Origin of the sequence: Rhodococcus sp. NPDC056960 (genome assembly GCF_042674125.1) — a bacterium.
Taxonomy (GTDB): Bacteria; Actinomycetota; Actinomycetes; order Mycobacteriales; family Mycobacteriaceae; genus Rhodococcus_F.
The window spans coordinates 75,522-91,181 of the sequence record NZ_JBHURF010000027.1 but is presented as its reverse complement, the minus strand read 5'-3'; the positions used below and the strand labels follow the sequence as shown (position 1 = coordinate 91,181).

Sequence of the window (15,660 nt, the reverse complement as noted above, 5' to 3'; positions counted from 1 at the left end):
CGACGTCGGGAGATCAGGTATACCTCTAAAACAGGGTGCCCGGTTTGTTATCTGGTACGAGGCGTAGCCGACAAGCAACACACGAACGACATCACCAACGGTTTTCCTGGCGTGCGGATCTGTTCACGGTTCCACTGTTCGGGACGAAAGGAACGGCAGTGCCCGCGCACGACACATACCCACCGACACCGGACTACGAGGTCTGCACCCGCCCCGGGAATTGGGAGGTTCGCGCCGCGTGCCGCGGAATCGCATCGTCGGTCTTCTTCTCCCCCGACGGAGAACGCGGCGTCGCCCGGGCCCGACGCGAATCGGGCGCCCGCGAGATCTGCCACGACTGCCCCGTCCTCGCCCAGTGCCGCGACCATGCCCTCAGCAACGGCGAACCCTACGGAATCTGGGGTGGTATGACCGAAGCAGACCGTCGACGGCACACCCGCACCCGTCGTCGCGGCGAGCACTGACACGCGCCGCACACAGACCGGAAATCCGCGAGAAGCCGGAGTCAAGGGCTACCACGCGTAGGAAGCAGCGCTCGAGTCGATCGCGGGCCAATAGGTGAACACAGTAGGCCTAACGGGTGAACACCCCCCGTATCCGAGAGTTCCCGGTAGGCGGGGTGCCGGGGTCGGCGCCGGGCGTGGGTGAACGGGCGTCGTTGGTCATTTTCTGTGGTCGTCATGCTCGACCGCCGGGAGCCGCGGATTCCGGCGGTGGGGCGGGATGGTCGTCTGCCCGGTCCTGAGGCCGCCAACAATGCTGCGTGACGCGTGACGCGTGAACGGACCAGGGACTGCGACGGCGCGTTCGGGGTAGGCGTTCGAGTTTCCGGTTCGCCGAGGAACCGTTCCTCACAGTCGAGCGTTCCGCGCCGGGTGGCCGCGTGTGCAATCAGCAGGTTCAACGCAGCGAGGGTGAACCCGGCGAGCAGGATGTAGGGGCGGATCGCGAAGCCTCGGACGAACCCACGATGCCATGCCATCCGGTTCTTCCTCAGATCCGCGAAGATCCGGTGCGTGCGGCGCGCAGCGCTCGATCACCGCGATCACCCTGCCGAACTGCCACTGCTCGGTGCGATGGACGGCGGTGGAAATATCGCGCAACCGGCGGACTCTAGCGTCGCCGCCTGCGCATTGCCCGCAGTCGCATCGGCGTCACCCGCCTCAACCCGCGGCACCGCGTCCCGGAAGAGATGCCCACCGCCCGCTTCTTCGACCGCCGCAAGTACCTCCCATGGCGCCGCCGGGTGATCCGCCGCGATAGACCGGTCAACAAAGCACGCCGAGATTGCCGCGTGCAATTCGACACCCCCTCGACCCACGCCAGGACGGCTCGCATCGGCTGTACCCGAGACGGCCCGTTCCGCGCCCCCGCCGCCTCTCAATCCCACTCGAGCCACAAAAACCGTTGCCCGACAGCGGGTTGCGGAGTAGGTTCAACGGACCGCGGCAGCGGGGTCGCGCAGGAGGAAGCCGGTCGAAGTACAGATTCTCGGAATCGATCGGAAGCAGACTTCAGAAACGAACTCCATGTCAATGCAGTCACCGACTCGCCACCGCATACACGGCCCGATCGTTGAATTCGCGCTAGAGCGGTCCCCCGCCCGAGGCCTCTCGGAGCGGCAAAGGAATTGAGCAGAGCCATTTCTACGACGTGCAGCATTAACCAGCCCTTGGGGCATGGAACGTGCTGGGGACTTTCACGATGGGTCATCGTAACCGCTACCTGTGAATAGTAGACAGATCTATTTTTGGCCCCATTCATGTTGTGCCACAGCATGTTTTCAACTACAAAATCGAATATTATCTATACTGGCGACTTCCGACAAGGGCGTGTCCGCGAGTTGTCGAGCGTTGTCCGGTTGCGGGCGATCAGGACGACATCGAACCCGTGAGCCCGGATGCGGTCGATGGCCTGACCGAGTTCGAGGCCGGCTCCGACAGTGGCAAGCGCTCATCGTGTGTGGACGCCGCGGGGCGGGTAGGGCCCCAACCCAGAGCGCCTTGGCGCATCTGGGCCCTGGGTCCCTACGACCGCAGAGGTGCCGGTCAGACGCGGTCGAAGTAGTCTCGCATCCATTCCAGACCGGCCGCGAAACTCCCGACCCCGAACACGTCGTCGAACAGTGCGGAGCCAACTGTGATGCCCCACGGAGACAGACGAGCAATCTCGTCCATTCGGTCGGTGCTGTTGATTGAGCCGGTGACTACGACAGGAGACTTGACTTCTTCGGTGAAGGCTTTTCCGAGTTGCCCGGGATCGCCGTCAGTCCATCGGTACAGCGACAGCGCAACCCCATCGGCCTGAGGGCGAATACGGTTCGCATCTCCCACGATGTCCGCGATGCTGCCGTGAAGCATCCGCGGAATTCCACTGCGGCCGCCACAGGTCGGCAGGTACCCCACGTTTGCCTCTGCAAGCAGCTCGGCGACAGACGGGTGAAAAGCCATGCCGATCAGGAAGTCCAACCCGTTGTCGATCGCGAACTGGGCCGCGGCCACGCAGCGTGACTCCTCCTCCTCCAGCGACTCGAAGTGCACAGTCTTACCCGCGTCCTTCATGTCTCGCGCGAGAAGCGCCAGTTCTGGAGAAGAGAGGCCGGTGTCCTTGAACCCCCAGTGCTGCGTGGGTGCATCGACGGACTGCGCGAAGACCTCCCTTGCGTTGTCAACGGTCTTGTCGTTGTGCGTGAGCATGGCAATTAGCTCGATCATTTTTGGCCTTGTCTGCATCGTGGATCGCCGCGACAGCGATCGGCTGGGGGGGGATTTGGCTGTCCGTCATGGCGGACGATCCCGCGCTTCACGCGCCGGGACTAGATGTCATTCTTGCGAAGTAGCTTGACTGAAACGATAGCCCGGTTTGCCGAACAGATCAACCCCTTATGGGCATTTTCGTTCGGTATTCCGATCCTAGAGACGGATATTTGAGAATCATCGACTTTGCGTGTTCGGATTTGCAATCCTTGAACTACTGCCCGGCATGACGCTGGGCAGTTCGCTTCCACGGACCAGGAAGGCATTCATTCCGCTGATCAAGGACATGGCGGCGATCTTCGGTCGGTTCGACTCTGCGAAGCAGCTCACGCAGCCCCGATAGATGACCGCGAGGGACGAATGCCTCGTTGTGTCTACTCATCCGCACCCGTGAGGGGCAGTCGGCAGCCCTCCGCTCGAGCACAGTTACGCCGGGATCGACCCCGGCCACCTGAAATCCGCGACGTGGCTACGCCTGTACTTCGTGAGCCTGATGGTCGAGGGCGAGGCTCCGGGCGTAGCTGCAGACAAGTCGGACCGTCCAGTTACGTTTGCGCGCATGGCCATACGCTTCGCGAACGAGGAAAGCTGCGAGTCCTTGCCTGGCCCAGTCCTCCGCGATGATGGTGTGCATGAACGCCACTCCGCGCCGATCGGAGGGTTCCCGGGCGGCGATGTCGTGCTCGTTGAGGTAGCCGAGCACACCTACCAGTTCGTCGCCCACCCAGAGATCGAATCGATCCCGCGCCGGATTGTCCAGTACTGCAGCTGTTGTCGCTGTGCGCTTGATGGCGTCGCGACGGAGATCGACTGCGGGTGTCACGGACCCAGTCAGGGGTGGGTCTCCGTCCGCGGGGGCAAGCGGTTCGGGATAGAGGTGCCGGGCCACGTCAAGCACCGTCGCCGCGGCGGCCCTCACCATCCGCACTCCTACGCGGACTGCATCGGTGAGGATTCTGAGCACTCGGCTATCAGTAGCGCTCTCTATCTGTGAGCGGCGTACGTTCCCGTGTTCAGTCGTTTTCATCATTGTTCCTCCGAGGCGTATCTGTCGGTGACCGCGCGGCAGGATCGGATGTTTGAGACGAGGATGGCCTTGGCGCCGAGAGCGGCAAGTTGGTCCATCACCCGGTTGTGTCCCGTGATCGGGACCATCGACCGCACTGCGGCCCAGTTCTCGTCGGCGAGCGGCGACAGCGTGGGTGACTCGACTCCGGGGGTGATCGTCAGGGCTTCGCCGAGGATGGTTTTCGGGCAGTCGTAGTCGAGCATCAGGTTCTGCTGGGCGAACACGATGCCGCGGACCCGCTCGACGAGCTGGTTGCGGGCGGGGTCGTCGATGTCCGACCCGGTGCGTTCGATGAGCACGCCCTCGGAATCGCATAGGGTGTCGCCGAACGCGACCAGGTTGTGCTGGCGCAGCGTGCGGCCGGAGCCGACGACGTCGGCGATCGCGTCGGCGACCCCGAGTTGGATCGCGATTTCGACGGCGCCGTCGAGCCGGATGACCGAGGCTTTGATTCCGCGGGCGTCGAGGTCGTCCCGGACCAGGTTGGGATACGACGTCGCGATCCGGAGTCCGGCGAGGTCCTCGACCTTCCAGTCTTGGCCCGCGGGGGCGGCGTACCGGAACGTGGAGCGGCCGAAGCCGAGCGCGAGCCGCTCGCTGACGGGAGCGCCGGAGTCCCGCGCGAGGTCGCGGCCGGTGATGCCGAGGTCGAGTTCACCGGATCCGACGTAGATCGCGATGTCGTTGGGTCGCAGGAAGAAGAACTCGACCGAGTTGGCGCGGTCGAGGACAGTGAGGTCGCGAGAGTCGGTGCGACGGCGGTAGCCGGCCTCGTTGAGGATCTCGGCGGCGGACTCGGACAGCGAGCCCTTGTTGGGAACTGCGACGCGAAGCATCTGTGGTCCTTTCGGGCGGACTCGGTGTACTGGTCAACGGTCGCTGGTGGCGTGCGCTCTTGGGTCCGTGCATGGCCGGGTGCCGTGTCAGTGCAGTTCTTCGAAGAGTGTCGCCGTGTCCTCTCGCCAACTTCCGACATCGAGCTTCTTCGGGATGCTCGTGACGTGGAAGCGCACTGGGTTCTCACTAATGCCGAGTTCGCCCCGCCCCGTCGTCCGGGTGGGAACGGTGTTGCTGGACTTCGGATCGAGTAGGTAGTCGATTCTGAACTGCTCGTGAGCTGCAGTTCACGTAGACCGGTGCGCGCGGCGATCTGCGTGGCGGCGAGCTCACGTGAGGGCCCTGTCTACGGGGTGCAGGTACTGCGGCCGGGTCGATCCGAAGGTCGGCATCGTCACTTCGCCGGGGTCGCCTCCGTAGAGCGGCCATTCGTCGCGAAGGCGAGGAGGTCTCGGTCGTCTGGCGTCATCGTCTCGCTGCCGAGTGCAGGTGCCGGCAGGGGCAGATTGCGGGTGATCAGCCCCTACCAGTACCCGTAGTCATCGTTCGATTTGAACGACATCCTTATCGGCCAGGTTGGGGACGATCAGTTCCTCGAGAATGCGTTGGTGCTCGGGGTGTTCCCGGTAGTGCAGGAAGTCTTCTTTGCTGGCGAAGGTGCCGACCACCGCGAAGTCGGAGTTTCCGGGGGTGAGGCCTGCGTCCGAGCCACACAGGTAGCTGTGCACACCGGGAAGGGAGTGGACCAGTTCTTCGAGTGACCGGCGTACCTCGTCGGCGACGTCGTGCTGGTTCGGTACCCACCGGAACGTCACGACATGGGTGAACGGCATTTCGTCCTCTCTGTTGGGAACTATTCGGTCGTGGGCTACTTGGCGAGCATGCCCGCGTCGACGGGAATTGCTGCGCCGGTGATGAATCGGGCGTCGTCGGACACCAGGAAAAGGATCGCGTTCGAGACGTCCTCGGGCTGAACCCACGGGGTGTCGAGCAGGTGGATCGAGGCGAAGCCGTCCTTGGCGTCGTCGAGGGTGGGGTTCTCGAGGTCGGGGCGGAACATCTTGATCACCCCGGTGTTGGTCATCATCATCGTTTCGCAGTTGCTCGGGTGCAGCGAGTTGACGCGGATGTTGTGCGGTGCGAGCTCGTTGGCCAGTGCCTTCGCGAGTCCGGTGACGCCGTGCTTGGCGGCGACGTAGTGTCCGATCTCGTTGAGGTTGCGCAGGCCGGCAGTGGAGCTGGTGAGAATGATCGATCCGCCGTTACCGGCGTCGATCATGGCCTGGGCGCCCGCCCGGACGGTCTTCCACACGCCGGTGAGGTCGATCTCGATCATTTCGTCGAACTGCTCTTCCGACATGGTGGCGAGCTTGCCGTAGGTACAGACGCCGGCGTTGCCGAGGATGATGTCGAGGCGCCCGAACTGTTCGACGCCTTCGTCGACGGCCGCGGACAGTGCCGCCAGGTCGCGGACGTCGGCGATCCGGCTGACGATCTTGCCGCCGGCCGCTTCCACGAGGCGAACCGTTTCCTGCAGGTCGTCAGCGGAGGCCATGGCGTAGGGAGCGGACTCCACGGGGGCGCAGATATCCACCGCGATGATGTTGGCGCCTTCTCGAGCCAGCTTCACCGCGTGCGATCGTCCCTGACCGCGGGCGGCGCCGGTGATGAAGGCGACCTTGCCGTCGAGCTTTCCCATTGATTTCTCCTCCGCTTTCGGACACGCGGGTCTTCTGATGTCAGGTCAGAAGGATTTCGGCGTGTCGATCCAGATGTATTCGCTTACTTCGTTTGCAACGTTTTCAATTTTGTGGGGAGTGGTGCTCTGGAACCAGATCGAGTCACCGGGGTTGAGGAAGTACACCTCGTCGGCCAGGGTGATTTTGAAGCGTCCTTTCAGGACCATCGCCCATTCCTCGCCTTCGTGGCTGTACAGCTCGTCGCCGGTGCTGGCACCGACCTCGTACCGACCGAAGATGGCCTCGAGGACCTCCGATTCATTGGGCGAGGCCAATTCGAAATGCACGCCCTGGGCCTTCATCGAGGTGCGGGCCTCGTGCCCGTTGTCGCCGGCCGGACTGATGGTGATCCGTTCCTTGGCACGGATCACGTGACCGTTCATTTGTGAGGGCGCCGTGAAGAAGTACGTGATGCTGGTTCCGAGCGCGGCGGCAACACGCTTGAGGGTCGAGATCGACGGTTCGGTCTTTCCCCGCTCGACCTCACTGATGACGGAGGATGAGATCTCGGCACGCTCGGCGAGCGCGCGAATCGAGTAGCCGTGCTCAGTGCGCAGCGCTCGCAGCCTGTCACCGATCGAACCCACATCCGCCGGATCATCCGTCACGTCCGTCATCTTTCTCTCCATCTCTTCTGACACCTGGACCGCCGGTGAAGGGCGCCCCTGCGCGGCATCGGCCGGGCTTCCTCACCGTGCCGAAGGTTACTTCGGGCCGAGTCCAGTCTACGTCGGAGCGTTCGGTTTGGCGAACATCGCGTACACAGCCGTTGGATCGCGTTCGCCGTCTACGCAGACCGAATCCTTATGGTAGTAAACAACTCAAAGGTGGTAGCTCGCCGGCCGACGGTCGGGAGCGACCGATAGTCCTCTGTGAACTTGTTCGGAATCTCGGCCACTGCGGGAGGTGGAAACCCGGGTAGGGCGAGAGGACGACATCGCCCTACCCGGAAACTGGGTTCCGAGCCCCGAGGGGCTCGCCCCTACACCAGGGAGTCCGGACCGGCCGAGGGATCTCCGTGGACTGCCGCTGGTGCAGGGGTGGGGTGGGTCAGGCCTTCAGGATGTACTCACGCTGGGTGATGTCGACCTTGACCTTCTTGAGCTCACCGACCGCGTCGGCCAGGTGCTGGGAGAACCGGTCGAAGATCTGTTCGCCCTTCTCCGCCGTCGCCCGGAAGGGGTTGCCGATGACTCCGTGCGGGGCCATCTCCTGGTGCTCCATCGGGAAGTAGAAGTACTCGTAGCCCTGGAACTCGACGTCGGGGCTGGCGTCGACCTTCTTGAAGGACTCGGGCAGCCATTCGGGAGCCTGGGCGCGGGTGTCGAGGCCGCGGTCGAGCTTCACGTTGTCGCGCTTGTACGCCATCATGATCGACGTTTCCTGCTCGCTGGCGTGCCAGCCGGCGGTCTCCTCGGGGGTGTTCTCCATCAGGTCCTCGATGATGCCGAGGTAGCGCTCACCGTAAGGCTTGAACATGCCGAGCAGTGCACCTGTCTCGTACCGCAGGGTGCGGAAGACCTCGTCGGTGACCTTGGTGTTGGAGGTGTGGCCGTTGACGAAGATGATGCGGTTGAAGCCGTGGTGGATCAGCGAGCGGGCGGTGTCGTAGATGATGCCGCGGACGGTGTCTCCACGGAAGGTGATGGTGCCCATGCCGTTCTCGGCTTCGCGGAGGTGGTGCGGGCTGTAGCCGGTCCAGATCGGCGGTCCGTAGAGCACGCCGGCCTTCTCGGCTGCCCGCTTGGAGACCTCCATGGCGTTGTAGATGTCGGTGCCGATGGGCAGGTGGTAGCCGTGCATCTCGACCGCGCCCATCGGGATGAGGATGGTGTCGTCGGTCTCGAGGTATTTCTGGATGTCCGGCGGTGCGAGGTCGGTGATCAGGCGTGAGTGCAGTTCGGTCATGAGAGGGCCTTTCTAGAGGGTTCGATACAGGTGTCGGTAGTGGTCAGAGCTGGGGCTTGACCAGGATCTTTCCGTTGCCGCGCTGCTTGGTTTCGTCGATGGCGTCGACGAGCCCGGCGAGCGGGAATCGGCGGGTGATGGCGTGCTCCATGTTGATTCGCCCGGCGGCCATCAGGTTGATGACGTTCGGGAAGTCCCAGGTTCCGGAGTGTCCGACGGTTCCGTAGAAGGAGCCGGCCTTGAGCTGGATGTTGATGAGGTTGATCTGTGCCGCGTTGGCGTCCATGCCGGCGACGATGACCTTGCCGCCGACTCCGAGGGTGTCTTCGACGCCGCGCATCACGGCCTTGGTGTTTCCGCTGGCCTCGACGACCATGGCCGAGCCGTTCCCGCGCGTTTCGGTGAGCACCGCGTCGGCGGCGTCCTCGTTGATCGGGTCGATGGCGTGCGTCGCTCCGAGCTCGAGGGCGAGTTCGCGACGCTCGGCGATGGGCTCGACGATGAAGATCTTCGAGGCGCCGGCGGCTTGTGCGAGTGCGACAGAGGCCAGCCCGATGGGTCCGCCGCCGAACACCGTCACCGCACCACCGGGCTTGAAGCCACCGCCCCGGGTGAACATGCCCTCGTACGCGACGCTGGTCGGTTCGGTCAGGGCGCCGACCTCGAGGGTGGTTTCCTCGTCGCCGTATCGGTCGAGGACTGCGTCCAGGGGCCAGCAGAAGCGGGCGTCCACCTTGACGTACTGGGCGAAGCCGCCGTTGACGGTGAAGCCGAGGTCTTCGATGTTGCGGCACTGGTTCCAGTACCCGCCGCGACATTCGCGGCAGTTGCCGCACCACTGGATTTCCTCGACGGCCACGAGTCCGCCGACACGCAGTTCGGTGACATCCTTGCCGGCGGCGACGATCTTGCCTGCGAACTCGTGCCCGGTGATGACCGGGGCCTTGAGGTGGTACGGGAGCAGCATGTACCCCTCGTCGTCGGTCTCGAACATGTGCACGTCCGAGCCGCACAGCCCGCAGGCACCGACCTCGACGACGACCTCGGTGGGACCGGGTTCGCCGGGGTCGGCGATCGTCCGGAGGTCGACCGACGGGTTACGGTACGCATCGCTGGCGATGCGGGCCCACTGGCGTTCTGCGTCGCGGTCCGAGATGCGTGCAGATGCACGCGGGGCCCACTCGGCTTCGAGAACTACTGCTTTCATCGGTGCCTCCGATCGATCGTGTTCACTCGCGGATGGTTGAGTATGCGGCTATCAGGCGGTGGGGTTCTTGTGTTGGAAGATGTTGTGGCCGAACGAGGTAACGACGGCATCCTTACCGATGGGCATAGCTACCTCCTGTGGGGGTGGGGATGGATGCCTCCGCCAGGGCGGCGGGCAGTGCGTGATGGGCACGGCTGTCGAGCAGAGGAACGAAATCTGCAAGTATGTGGTCGATGAAGGCGGGATCGTTGATGTGGACGTCGAGTTTGGTCAGTTCGATGGATGGCTCGAGGCGCGATTCGAGCACCGTGGTGAAGGCGCGGTCGGCTTCCGGGTCCCAGAAGACCTGGCCCGGCGCGTTGGGCACCGACAAGCCCGCGGTGGGGACGTACACCCGGGTCGGACCGACACTGTTGTTGGCCTTTGCCGCGAATGTCTCTGCTACCCTCATCATTTCGGATGTGGTGAGCCGCACCAGCGTGAGTTCGGGGTTGTGCCCGAAGTAGGTGCGTCCCGGAAATTGTCGTTGGGTGTCGGCCAGCTTGCCGCAAGTGATGAAGTCGACGCAGCCCGGAACGAGCACCTGAGGGAGTCCGGCCTTGCCGGCCGCCTCCATCCGGTGGGGACCGGGATCCATCAGGCCGCCGATGAGGTGGCCGCTCAGTTCCGTGGTCGTGAAATCGATGACCGCATCGACCTGGCCCGCTTGGACAGCGTTCTCGAGTGCCCGGCCACCGGTGCCGTTGGCGTGGAAGGCGACGAAGCCGAAGCCTTTGTCTTCGAGGTGTTTCTGGGCCCGCTCGAGAGCGGGTGTGGTGTTGCCGTTCATCGACACCGCCACGGTGGTCGGACGCTGACCGGCACTGACGGTCGGCGCGGCGGGCGCGGCGGCGGCCGCGGCACCGACGATGTAGCCGGCGGCCGATCGGTAGATCTCGCTGGTCACCGAGTTGATGCCGATGATGTCGGCGACCGAGTGCAGAACGGCGATGTCGCTGATTCCGACGTAGGGGTCGAAGGTCCTGTTTCCCGAGGCCAGCGGCGAGACGATGAGTTTGGGAAAGCCGAAGGGCAGGTGCTGCAGGGCAGGGCCGGCGATGTGCGTCCCGGCCCCTCCCATGCACACCGCGCCGTCGATCTCGACTTCGGCGACCATCGTGCTCAGGAGGCGACTGACTCCCGACCGCAGGGCACTGACGGCCTCACCGCGCGGTAGTTCACTGATCGCGGCGATCGAACTTCCCGCCGCGGCGGCGACCGTTGCCTGGTCGATGAAGCGGCGAGTGCCGATCACCGCGTCCGAGGGACGCTGCGCCGTCCGAGCCGATGTGTCGAGCATGATGGCGATCCCACCGAGCCGCTCGATCTCATCACTGAGGGCTCCGAGTTCAGCGGCCTTGGTGTCGAAAGTGCCGATGACCACGACGGTCGGAGCCGCTTCGCTCCTCGCGGCGCCGGGCCGCCTTGCGCTTGTCATGAGAAGAACGTTAGACGTGTCTGCCGAACAAATCAAGAGTGTTTGGCAATTTTTGATCGGCATTCCGAACGAACTAATGTCTTGTTCGGGGTTTCGATCGGAAATCCGCTCGATCCGGACGCTGGAGACTGAGGCCGGTCACCGGGGCGTACTTCAGGTTCGTCGTGCGCGCCTGAGCGTTGCGGACCTCGAGACGCAGACGTTTGCGGCCGTCGCTGGTCACTGCCATGGCGATTCCTCGGGTTGTGATCGGAATGCCGAACAGCGTGGGCGGTTGCCCGACGCTCGTTCCCCAGAGTGCCGCACCGTACCCGCGAACACAAGAACAGATCGCCTCAAATGAGCGGAATTCCGTACAATTTTCTCGATTGTTACCAATTGGCGTGCGGAACTCCGAACATTGTGGGTACAGTGACGGGGCGCACAACAACTGCACATGCCGTTCGATGCGTGTCAGGAGATGCCCTGCCGAGGCGGGGCCGCCGTAGGAGCAAGTTCCTCCCCGGGAATCTCTCAGGCCCAGTACTGATACGCAGAGGCAACTCTGGAGAAAGCGTCGCGAACGCTTACCGAACGTGAAGAGCGACCCAATGCTGTTGGGGTGCATAATCTCTCAGGTGACAGGACAGATCGGGGAGGGCCGCGCTCTGCGCTCGACGTCGAGTCGAGCAGAACCGACCATTGGAGGTCCTCCGTGTCCCATCCCGACATCGCACCCGCGTTCCAAGACCGGCACATCGGCCCGTCCGAGACCGAGATCGCGCAACTGCTCGAGGTCCTCGGATACGACTCCCTCGACGCCCTCGTCTCGCGTGCCGTCCCTTCCCAGATCCGGACCGCGCGACCGCTGAACCTGCCTGCCGCCCGCGCGGAACAGGAGGTGCTGGCCGACCTACGGACGATCGCCGGCAAGAACCGGCCGCGGGTGCAGATGATCGGCCTCGGCTATTACGACACCATCACTCCCGCCGTTCTGCGTCGCAACATCCTCGAGGCGCCGGGCTGGTACACCTCGTACACCCCGTACCAGCCGGAAATCTCCCAGGGCCGACTCGAGGCACTGCTGACCTTCCAGACCGTCATCGAAGAGCTGACCAGCCTCCCGGTCGCGGGTGCCTCGCTCCTCGACGAGGCCACCGCCGTCGCCGAGGCCGTCCTGCTGATGCGCCGCGCCGACAAGACCGCCTCGAACCGAGTCCTCGTCGACGCCGGCTGCTTCCCGCAGACGCTGTCCGTTCTGCGCGGCCGAGCCGACGCCGTCGGCATCGAGCTGGTCGTGACCGACCTCGACCGCGGCCTGCCCGACGGTGACTTCTTCGGCGTCGTCTACCAGAATCCGTCGGTCACCGGCGGGGTGCGGGATCTGAGCGAGTCGATCGCCGAGGCGCACCGGCGGGGCGCCCTGACCACGGTGGCCACCGACCTGCTCGCGCTGACCCTGGTCACCTCCCCCGGTGAGCAGGGGGCGGACATCGCCGTCGGGTCGGCCCAACGGTTCGGTGTTCCGCTGTTCTTCGGCGGCCCGCACGCCGGATTCGTCTCCGTCCGCACCGGTCTCGAACGCATGCTGCCGGGCCGGTTGGTCGGAGTGTCCAAGGACGCCGACGGCACACCGGCATACCGGCTGGCGCTGCAGACGCGCGAGCAGCACATCCGCCGCGACAAGGCGACCAGCAACATCTGCACCGCCCAGGCTCTGCTGGCGAACGTGGCCGCGATGTACGCCGCCTATCACGGCGCCGAGGGACTGCGCGCGATTGCCCGGCGGGTGCACTCGCACGCCGCGCACCTGACCGCGGGACTGCACGCCGCGGACATCGAGACCCTGCACTCGAACTTCTTCGATACCGTCGTCGCCCACGTCCCGCACCGGGCCGGTGTCATCGTCCGCGCCGCCAACGCGGACGGCATCAACCTGCGCTACATCGACGCCGACCACGTCGGGGTGTCCTGCGACGAGCACACCACCGGCGAGATCGTCGAGCGGGTCCTGGCGGCCTTCGGTGCGGCCCTGGCTCCCGTCAACACCTCCTACCTTCCGCCGACACTGGCCCGGACCTCGGCGTTCCTCCAGCACGAGGTGTTCCGGCGCTACCGCTCGGAAGCGGCGATGCAGCGATTCCTGCGCAAGTTGTCCGACAAGGACCTCGCCCTGGACCGGACGATGATTCCGCTCGGCTCGTGCACCATGAAGCTCAACTCCGCGGTGGAGATGGAGCCGATCAGCTGGCCGGAGTTCGCCGGTATCCACCCCTTCGCGCCGGCCGACCAAACCGAGGGCTATCGCGAGCTCACCGATGACCTCGAACGGTGGCTGAGTGAGATCACCGGCTACGACCGGGTTTCGCTGCAGCCGAACGCCGGCTCCCAGGGGGAGTTCGCGGGCCTGCTCGCCATCCACGGCTATCACACCGCCAACGGTGACACCGACCGCACCGTCTGCCTGATTCCGCAGTCCGCGCACGGAACCAACGCAGCCTCCGCGGTGCTCGCCGGCATGCAGGTGGTGGTTGTTGCGACGGCCGCCAACGGCAACATCGACCTCGACGATCTACGCGCCAAGATCGCCCGGCACAGCGGCGAGATCGCCGCCATCATGCTCACCTACCCCTCTACCCACGGTGTCTACGAGAACGATGTCCGCACCGTGTGTGAACTCGTCCACGACGCCGGTGGGCAGGTATACATCGACGGGGCCAACCTCAATGCACTGGTCGGCCTGGCCCGGCCGGGCGAATTCGGTGGCGACGTCTCACACCTGAACCTGCACAAGACCTTCTGCATCCCGCACGGTGGTGGCGGTCCCGGTGTGGGACCGGTCGCCGTGCGAGAGCATCTGGCCCCCTTCCTGCCGTCCGACCCGCTCGCGGCCGATCCCGCCGGCCCCCCGGTCTCCGCGGCGAACTACGGCTCCGCCGGCATCCTGGGCCTACATCGCGCTGATGGGACCGGACGGACTCACCCGGGCCACCGAAACCGCAGTGCTGTCGGCCAACTACCTCGCCGGCGCGCTCGCGCCCTATTACCCGGTGCTCTACACCGGCGACGGGAATCTGGTCGCACACGAATGCATCCTCGATCTGCGGGCCCTGACCAAGCAGACCGGTGTGACCGCCGAAGACGTGGCCAAGCGGCTGATCGACTACGGCTTCCACGCCCCGACCCTGTCGTTCCCGGTCAACGGAACCCTGATGGTCGAACCCACCGAATCGGAAAACCTCGAGGAACTCGACCGGTTCATCGACGCCATGATCGGCATCCACGCCGAGATCCAACGGGTGGCCGACGGCACCTGGCCACTCGAATCGAGCCCGCTGCGACAGGCCCCGCACACCGCCGCCCAGGTCACCACCACCGAGTGGACGCTGCCCTACACCCGGCAGGAGGCCGCCTTCCCAGTGCCCTCGCTGCGCGAGAACAAATACTTCCCGCCGGTCCGACGGATCGACGGAGTACACGGCGACCGCAACCTGGTGTGCTCGTGCCCCGCACCCGAAGCTTTCGAAGCCCCCTCATCGACCGATACGAGAGAAGAAGTCCTCGCATGAGTTTCGCCACTCCCCTCGAAAACGAGCATCGTTCCCTCGGAGCAAGTTTCACCGATTTCGCCGGTTGGCAGATGCCGCTCAAGTACGACAGCGACCTGACCGAACATCATGCGGTCAGGTCGGTGACCGGCCTCTTCGACCTGTCCCACATGGGCGAGATCGACGTCACCGGCCCCGATGCGGCCCCGTTCCTCGATCATGCCCTGGCCGGTGAGTTCACCGCTGTGGCGCCGGGCCGTGCGAAGTACTCGCTGATCTGCAACGACGACGGCGGCGTCATCGACGACCTCGTCGCCTACCGGCTCGGCGCCGACCAGTTTCTCGTCGTCGCAAACGCGTCCAACGCCGGCACCGTATTCGCCGAGCTGACCGAGCGCGCCGCCGGATTCGACGTCGCGGTCACCGATCGCTCGCAGACGACCGCCCTGATCGCCCTGCAGGGCCCGGCCGCCGAATCGATCCTGCTCACCCTGGTCCCCACCGCGGAGGCGTCCACGGTGCAGGAGCTCAGGTACTACGCGGCCACGACCGCCACCGTCGCCGGGATTCCGATTCTCCTGGGACGCACCGGATATACCGGTGAGGACGGATTCGAACTCTATGTCCCCAACGCGCGGGCCGTGGAGCTGTGGCGGGCACTGCTCGAGCCGACGGTGCGCGCCGGCGGGGTTCCCGCCGGTCTCGCGTGCCGGGACTCGCTGCGGCTCGAGGCCGGGATGGCGCTGTACGGGCACGAACTCAGCCTCGACATCACCCCGTTCGAGGCGGGTCTCGGGCGGGTGGTGCGCCTGAACAAGAAGTTCGTCGGATCGGAGGCCCTGCAGAAGATCGCCGACACGGCACCTGCGCGCACGCTGGTCGGGCTGGTCGGCACAGGCAAGCGGGCGGCACGGGCGCAGTATGCGGTGCACGACGCCTACGACCCGAGTTCCGCCATCGGGGTCGTCACCTCGGGGATCCTCTCCCCCACCCTCGGCTACCCGATCGCGTTGGCCTACCTCGACAGCGACCGCAGCCGACTCGGCTCGACGGTGCTGGTCGACGTTCGCGGCGGCAAGTTGCCCTTCACCGTGGTCAAGCCCCCCTTCTACACGCGGTCCTGACGACTCCACGTCGACC

The 15,660-nt window shown here is 65.0% G+C and carries 12 protein-coding genes, 1 pseudogene and 1 riboswitch; of the genes and pseudogenes, 3 read left to right on the top strand and 10 right to left on the bottom strand.

Annotation, left to right across the window (positions count from 1 at the left end; genetic code table 11):
- Positions 1 to 134: 134 nt before the first annotated feature.
- Positions 135 to 464 (top strand): WhiB family transcriptional regulator, encoded by a 330-nt coding sequence (locus tag ACFTWF_RS34570; protein ID WP_378465618.1) that lies wholly within the window; start codon positions 135 to 137, stop codon positions 462 to 464.
- A 1,584-nt stretch (positions 465 to 2,048) separates the two neighbouring features.
- Here the strand turns inward: ACFTWF_RS34570 and ACFTWF_RS34565 are convergent.
- The 10 genes from ACFTWF_RS34565 to ACFTWF_RS34520 all read right to left on the bottom strand — a co-directional run bounded on the left by ACFTWF_RS34565 (position 2,049) and on the right by ACFTWF_RS34520 (position 11,222).
- Positions 2,049 to 2,714 carry a hypothetical protein gene (locus ACFTWF_RS34565; protein ID WP_378465583.1) on the bottom strand — a complete coding sequence of 222 codons (666 nt, stop codon included), beginning with the start codon at positions 2,712 to 2,714 and terminating at the stop codon, positions 2,049 to 2,051.
- Between the two features lie 511 nt (positions 2,715 to 3,225).
- Positions 3,226 to 3,678, bottom strand: coding sequence for a GNAT family N-acetyltransferase (locus tag ACFTWF_RS34560; RefSeq protein WP_378465582.1), 453 nt, complete (start codon positions 3,676 to 3,678; stop codon positions 3,226 to 3,228).
- Positions 3,679 to 3,782: 104 nt separating this feature from the next.
- Entirely contained in the window at positions 3,783 to 4,661 is an 879-nt protein-coding gene (gene hisG / locus ACFTWF_RS34555; RefSeq protein WP_378465581.1) for an ATP phosphoribosyltransferase, read from the bottom strand.
- Between the two features lie 540 nt (positions 4,662 to 5,201).
- Positions 5,202 to 5,495 (bottom strand): Dabb family protein, encoded by a 294-nt coding sequence (locus ACFTWF_RS34550; protein ID WP_378465580.1) that lies wholly within the window; start codon positions 5,493 to 5,495, stop codon positions 5,202 to 5,204.
- A 35-nt stretch (positions 5,496 to 5,530) separates the two neighbouring features.
- Complete coding sequence (locus tag ACFTWF_RS34545) at positions 5,531 to 6,361, bottom strand: mycofactocin-coupled SDR family oxidoreductase (protein WP_378465579.1); 831 nt, start codon at positions 6,359 to 6,361, stop codon at positions 5,531 to 5,533.
- A gap of 45 nt (positions 6,362 to 6,406) precedes the next feature.
- Entirely contained in the window at positions 6,407 to 7,018 is a 612-nt protein-coding gene (locus ACFTWF_RS34540) for a helix-turn-helix domain-containing protein (protein ID WP_378465578.1), read from the bottom strand.
- 433 nt (positions 7,019 to 7,451) lie between these two features.
- Complete coding sequence (locus tag ACFTWF_RS34535; RefSeq protein WP_378465577.1) at positions 7,452 to 8,309, bottom strand: creatininase family protein; 858 nt, start codon at positions 8,307 to 8,309, stop codon at positions 7,452 to 7,454.
- A gap of 43 nt (positions 8,310 to 8,352) precedes the next feature.
- Positions 8,353 to 9,516 (bottom strand): scyllo-inosose 3-dehydrogenase, encoded by a 1,164-nt coding sequence (iolM, locus tag ACFTWF_RS34530; protein ID WP_378465576.1) that lies wholly within the window; start codon positions 9,514 to 9,516, stop codon positions 8,353 to 8,355.
- Between the two features lie 112 nt (positions 9,517 to 9,628).
- The gene (locus ACFTWF_RS34525) at positions 9,629 to 10,993 is read right to left on the bottom strand and encodes a Tm-1-like ATP-binding domain-containing protein (RefSeq protein ID WP_378465575.1); all 1,365 of its coding nucleotides are present in this window, start codon (positions 10,991 to 10,993) and stop codon (positions 9,629 to 9,631) included.
- Between the two features lie 73 nt (positions 10,994 to 11,066).
- Positions 11,067 to 11,222 (bottom strand): hypothetical protein, encoded by a 156-nt coding sequence (locus ACFTWF_RS34520; RefSeq protein ID WP_378465574.1) that lies wholly within the window; start codon positions 11,220 to 11,222, stop codon positions 11,067 to 11,069.
- 215 nt (positions 11,223 to 11,437) lie between these two features.
- Positions 11,438 to 11,531, top strand: a riboswitch (glycine riboswitch).
- A 171-nt stretch (positions 11,532 to 11,702) separates the two neighbouring features.
- On the opposite strand from ACFTWF_RS34520, the pseudogene gcvP reads away from it, so the two are divergent.
- Positions 11,703 to 14,541: pseudogene (gcvP, locus tag ACFTWF_RS34515) on the top strand (aminomethyl-transferring glycine dehydrogenase).
- Positions 14,538 to 15,644, top strand: coding sequence for a glycine cleavage system aminomethyltransferase GcvT (gcvT, locus tag ACFTWF_RS34510; RefSeq protein ID WP_378465573.1), 1,107 nt, complete (start codon positions 14,538 to 14,540; stop codon positions 15,642 to 15,644). The pseudogene gcvP and the gene gcvT overlap by 4 nt, the downstream one beginning before the upstream one ends.
- Positions 15,645 to 15,660: the final 16 nt, after the last annotated feature.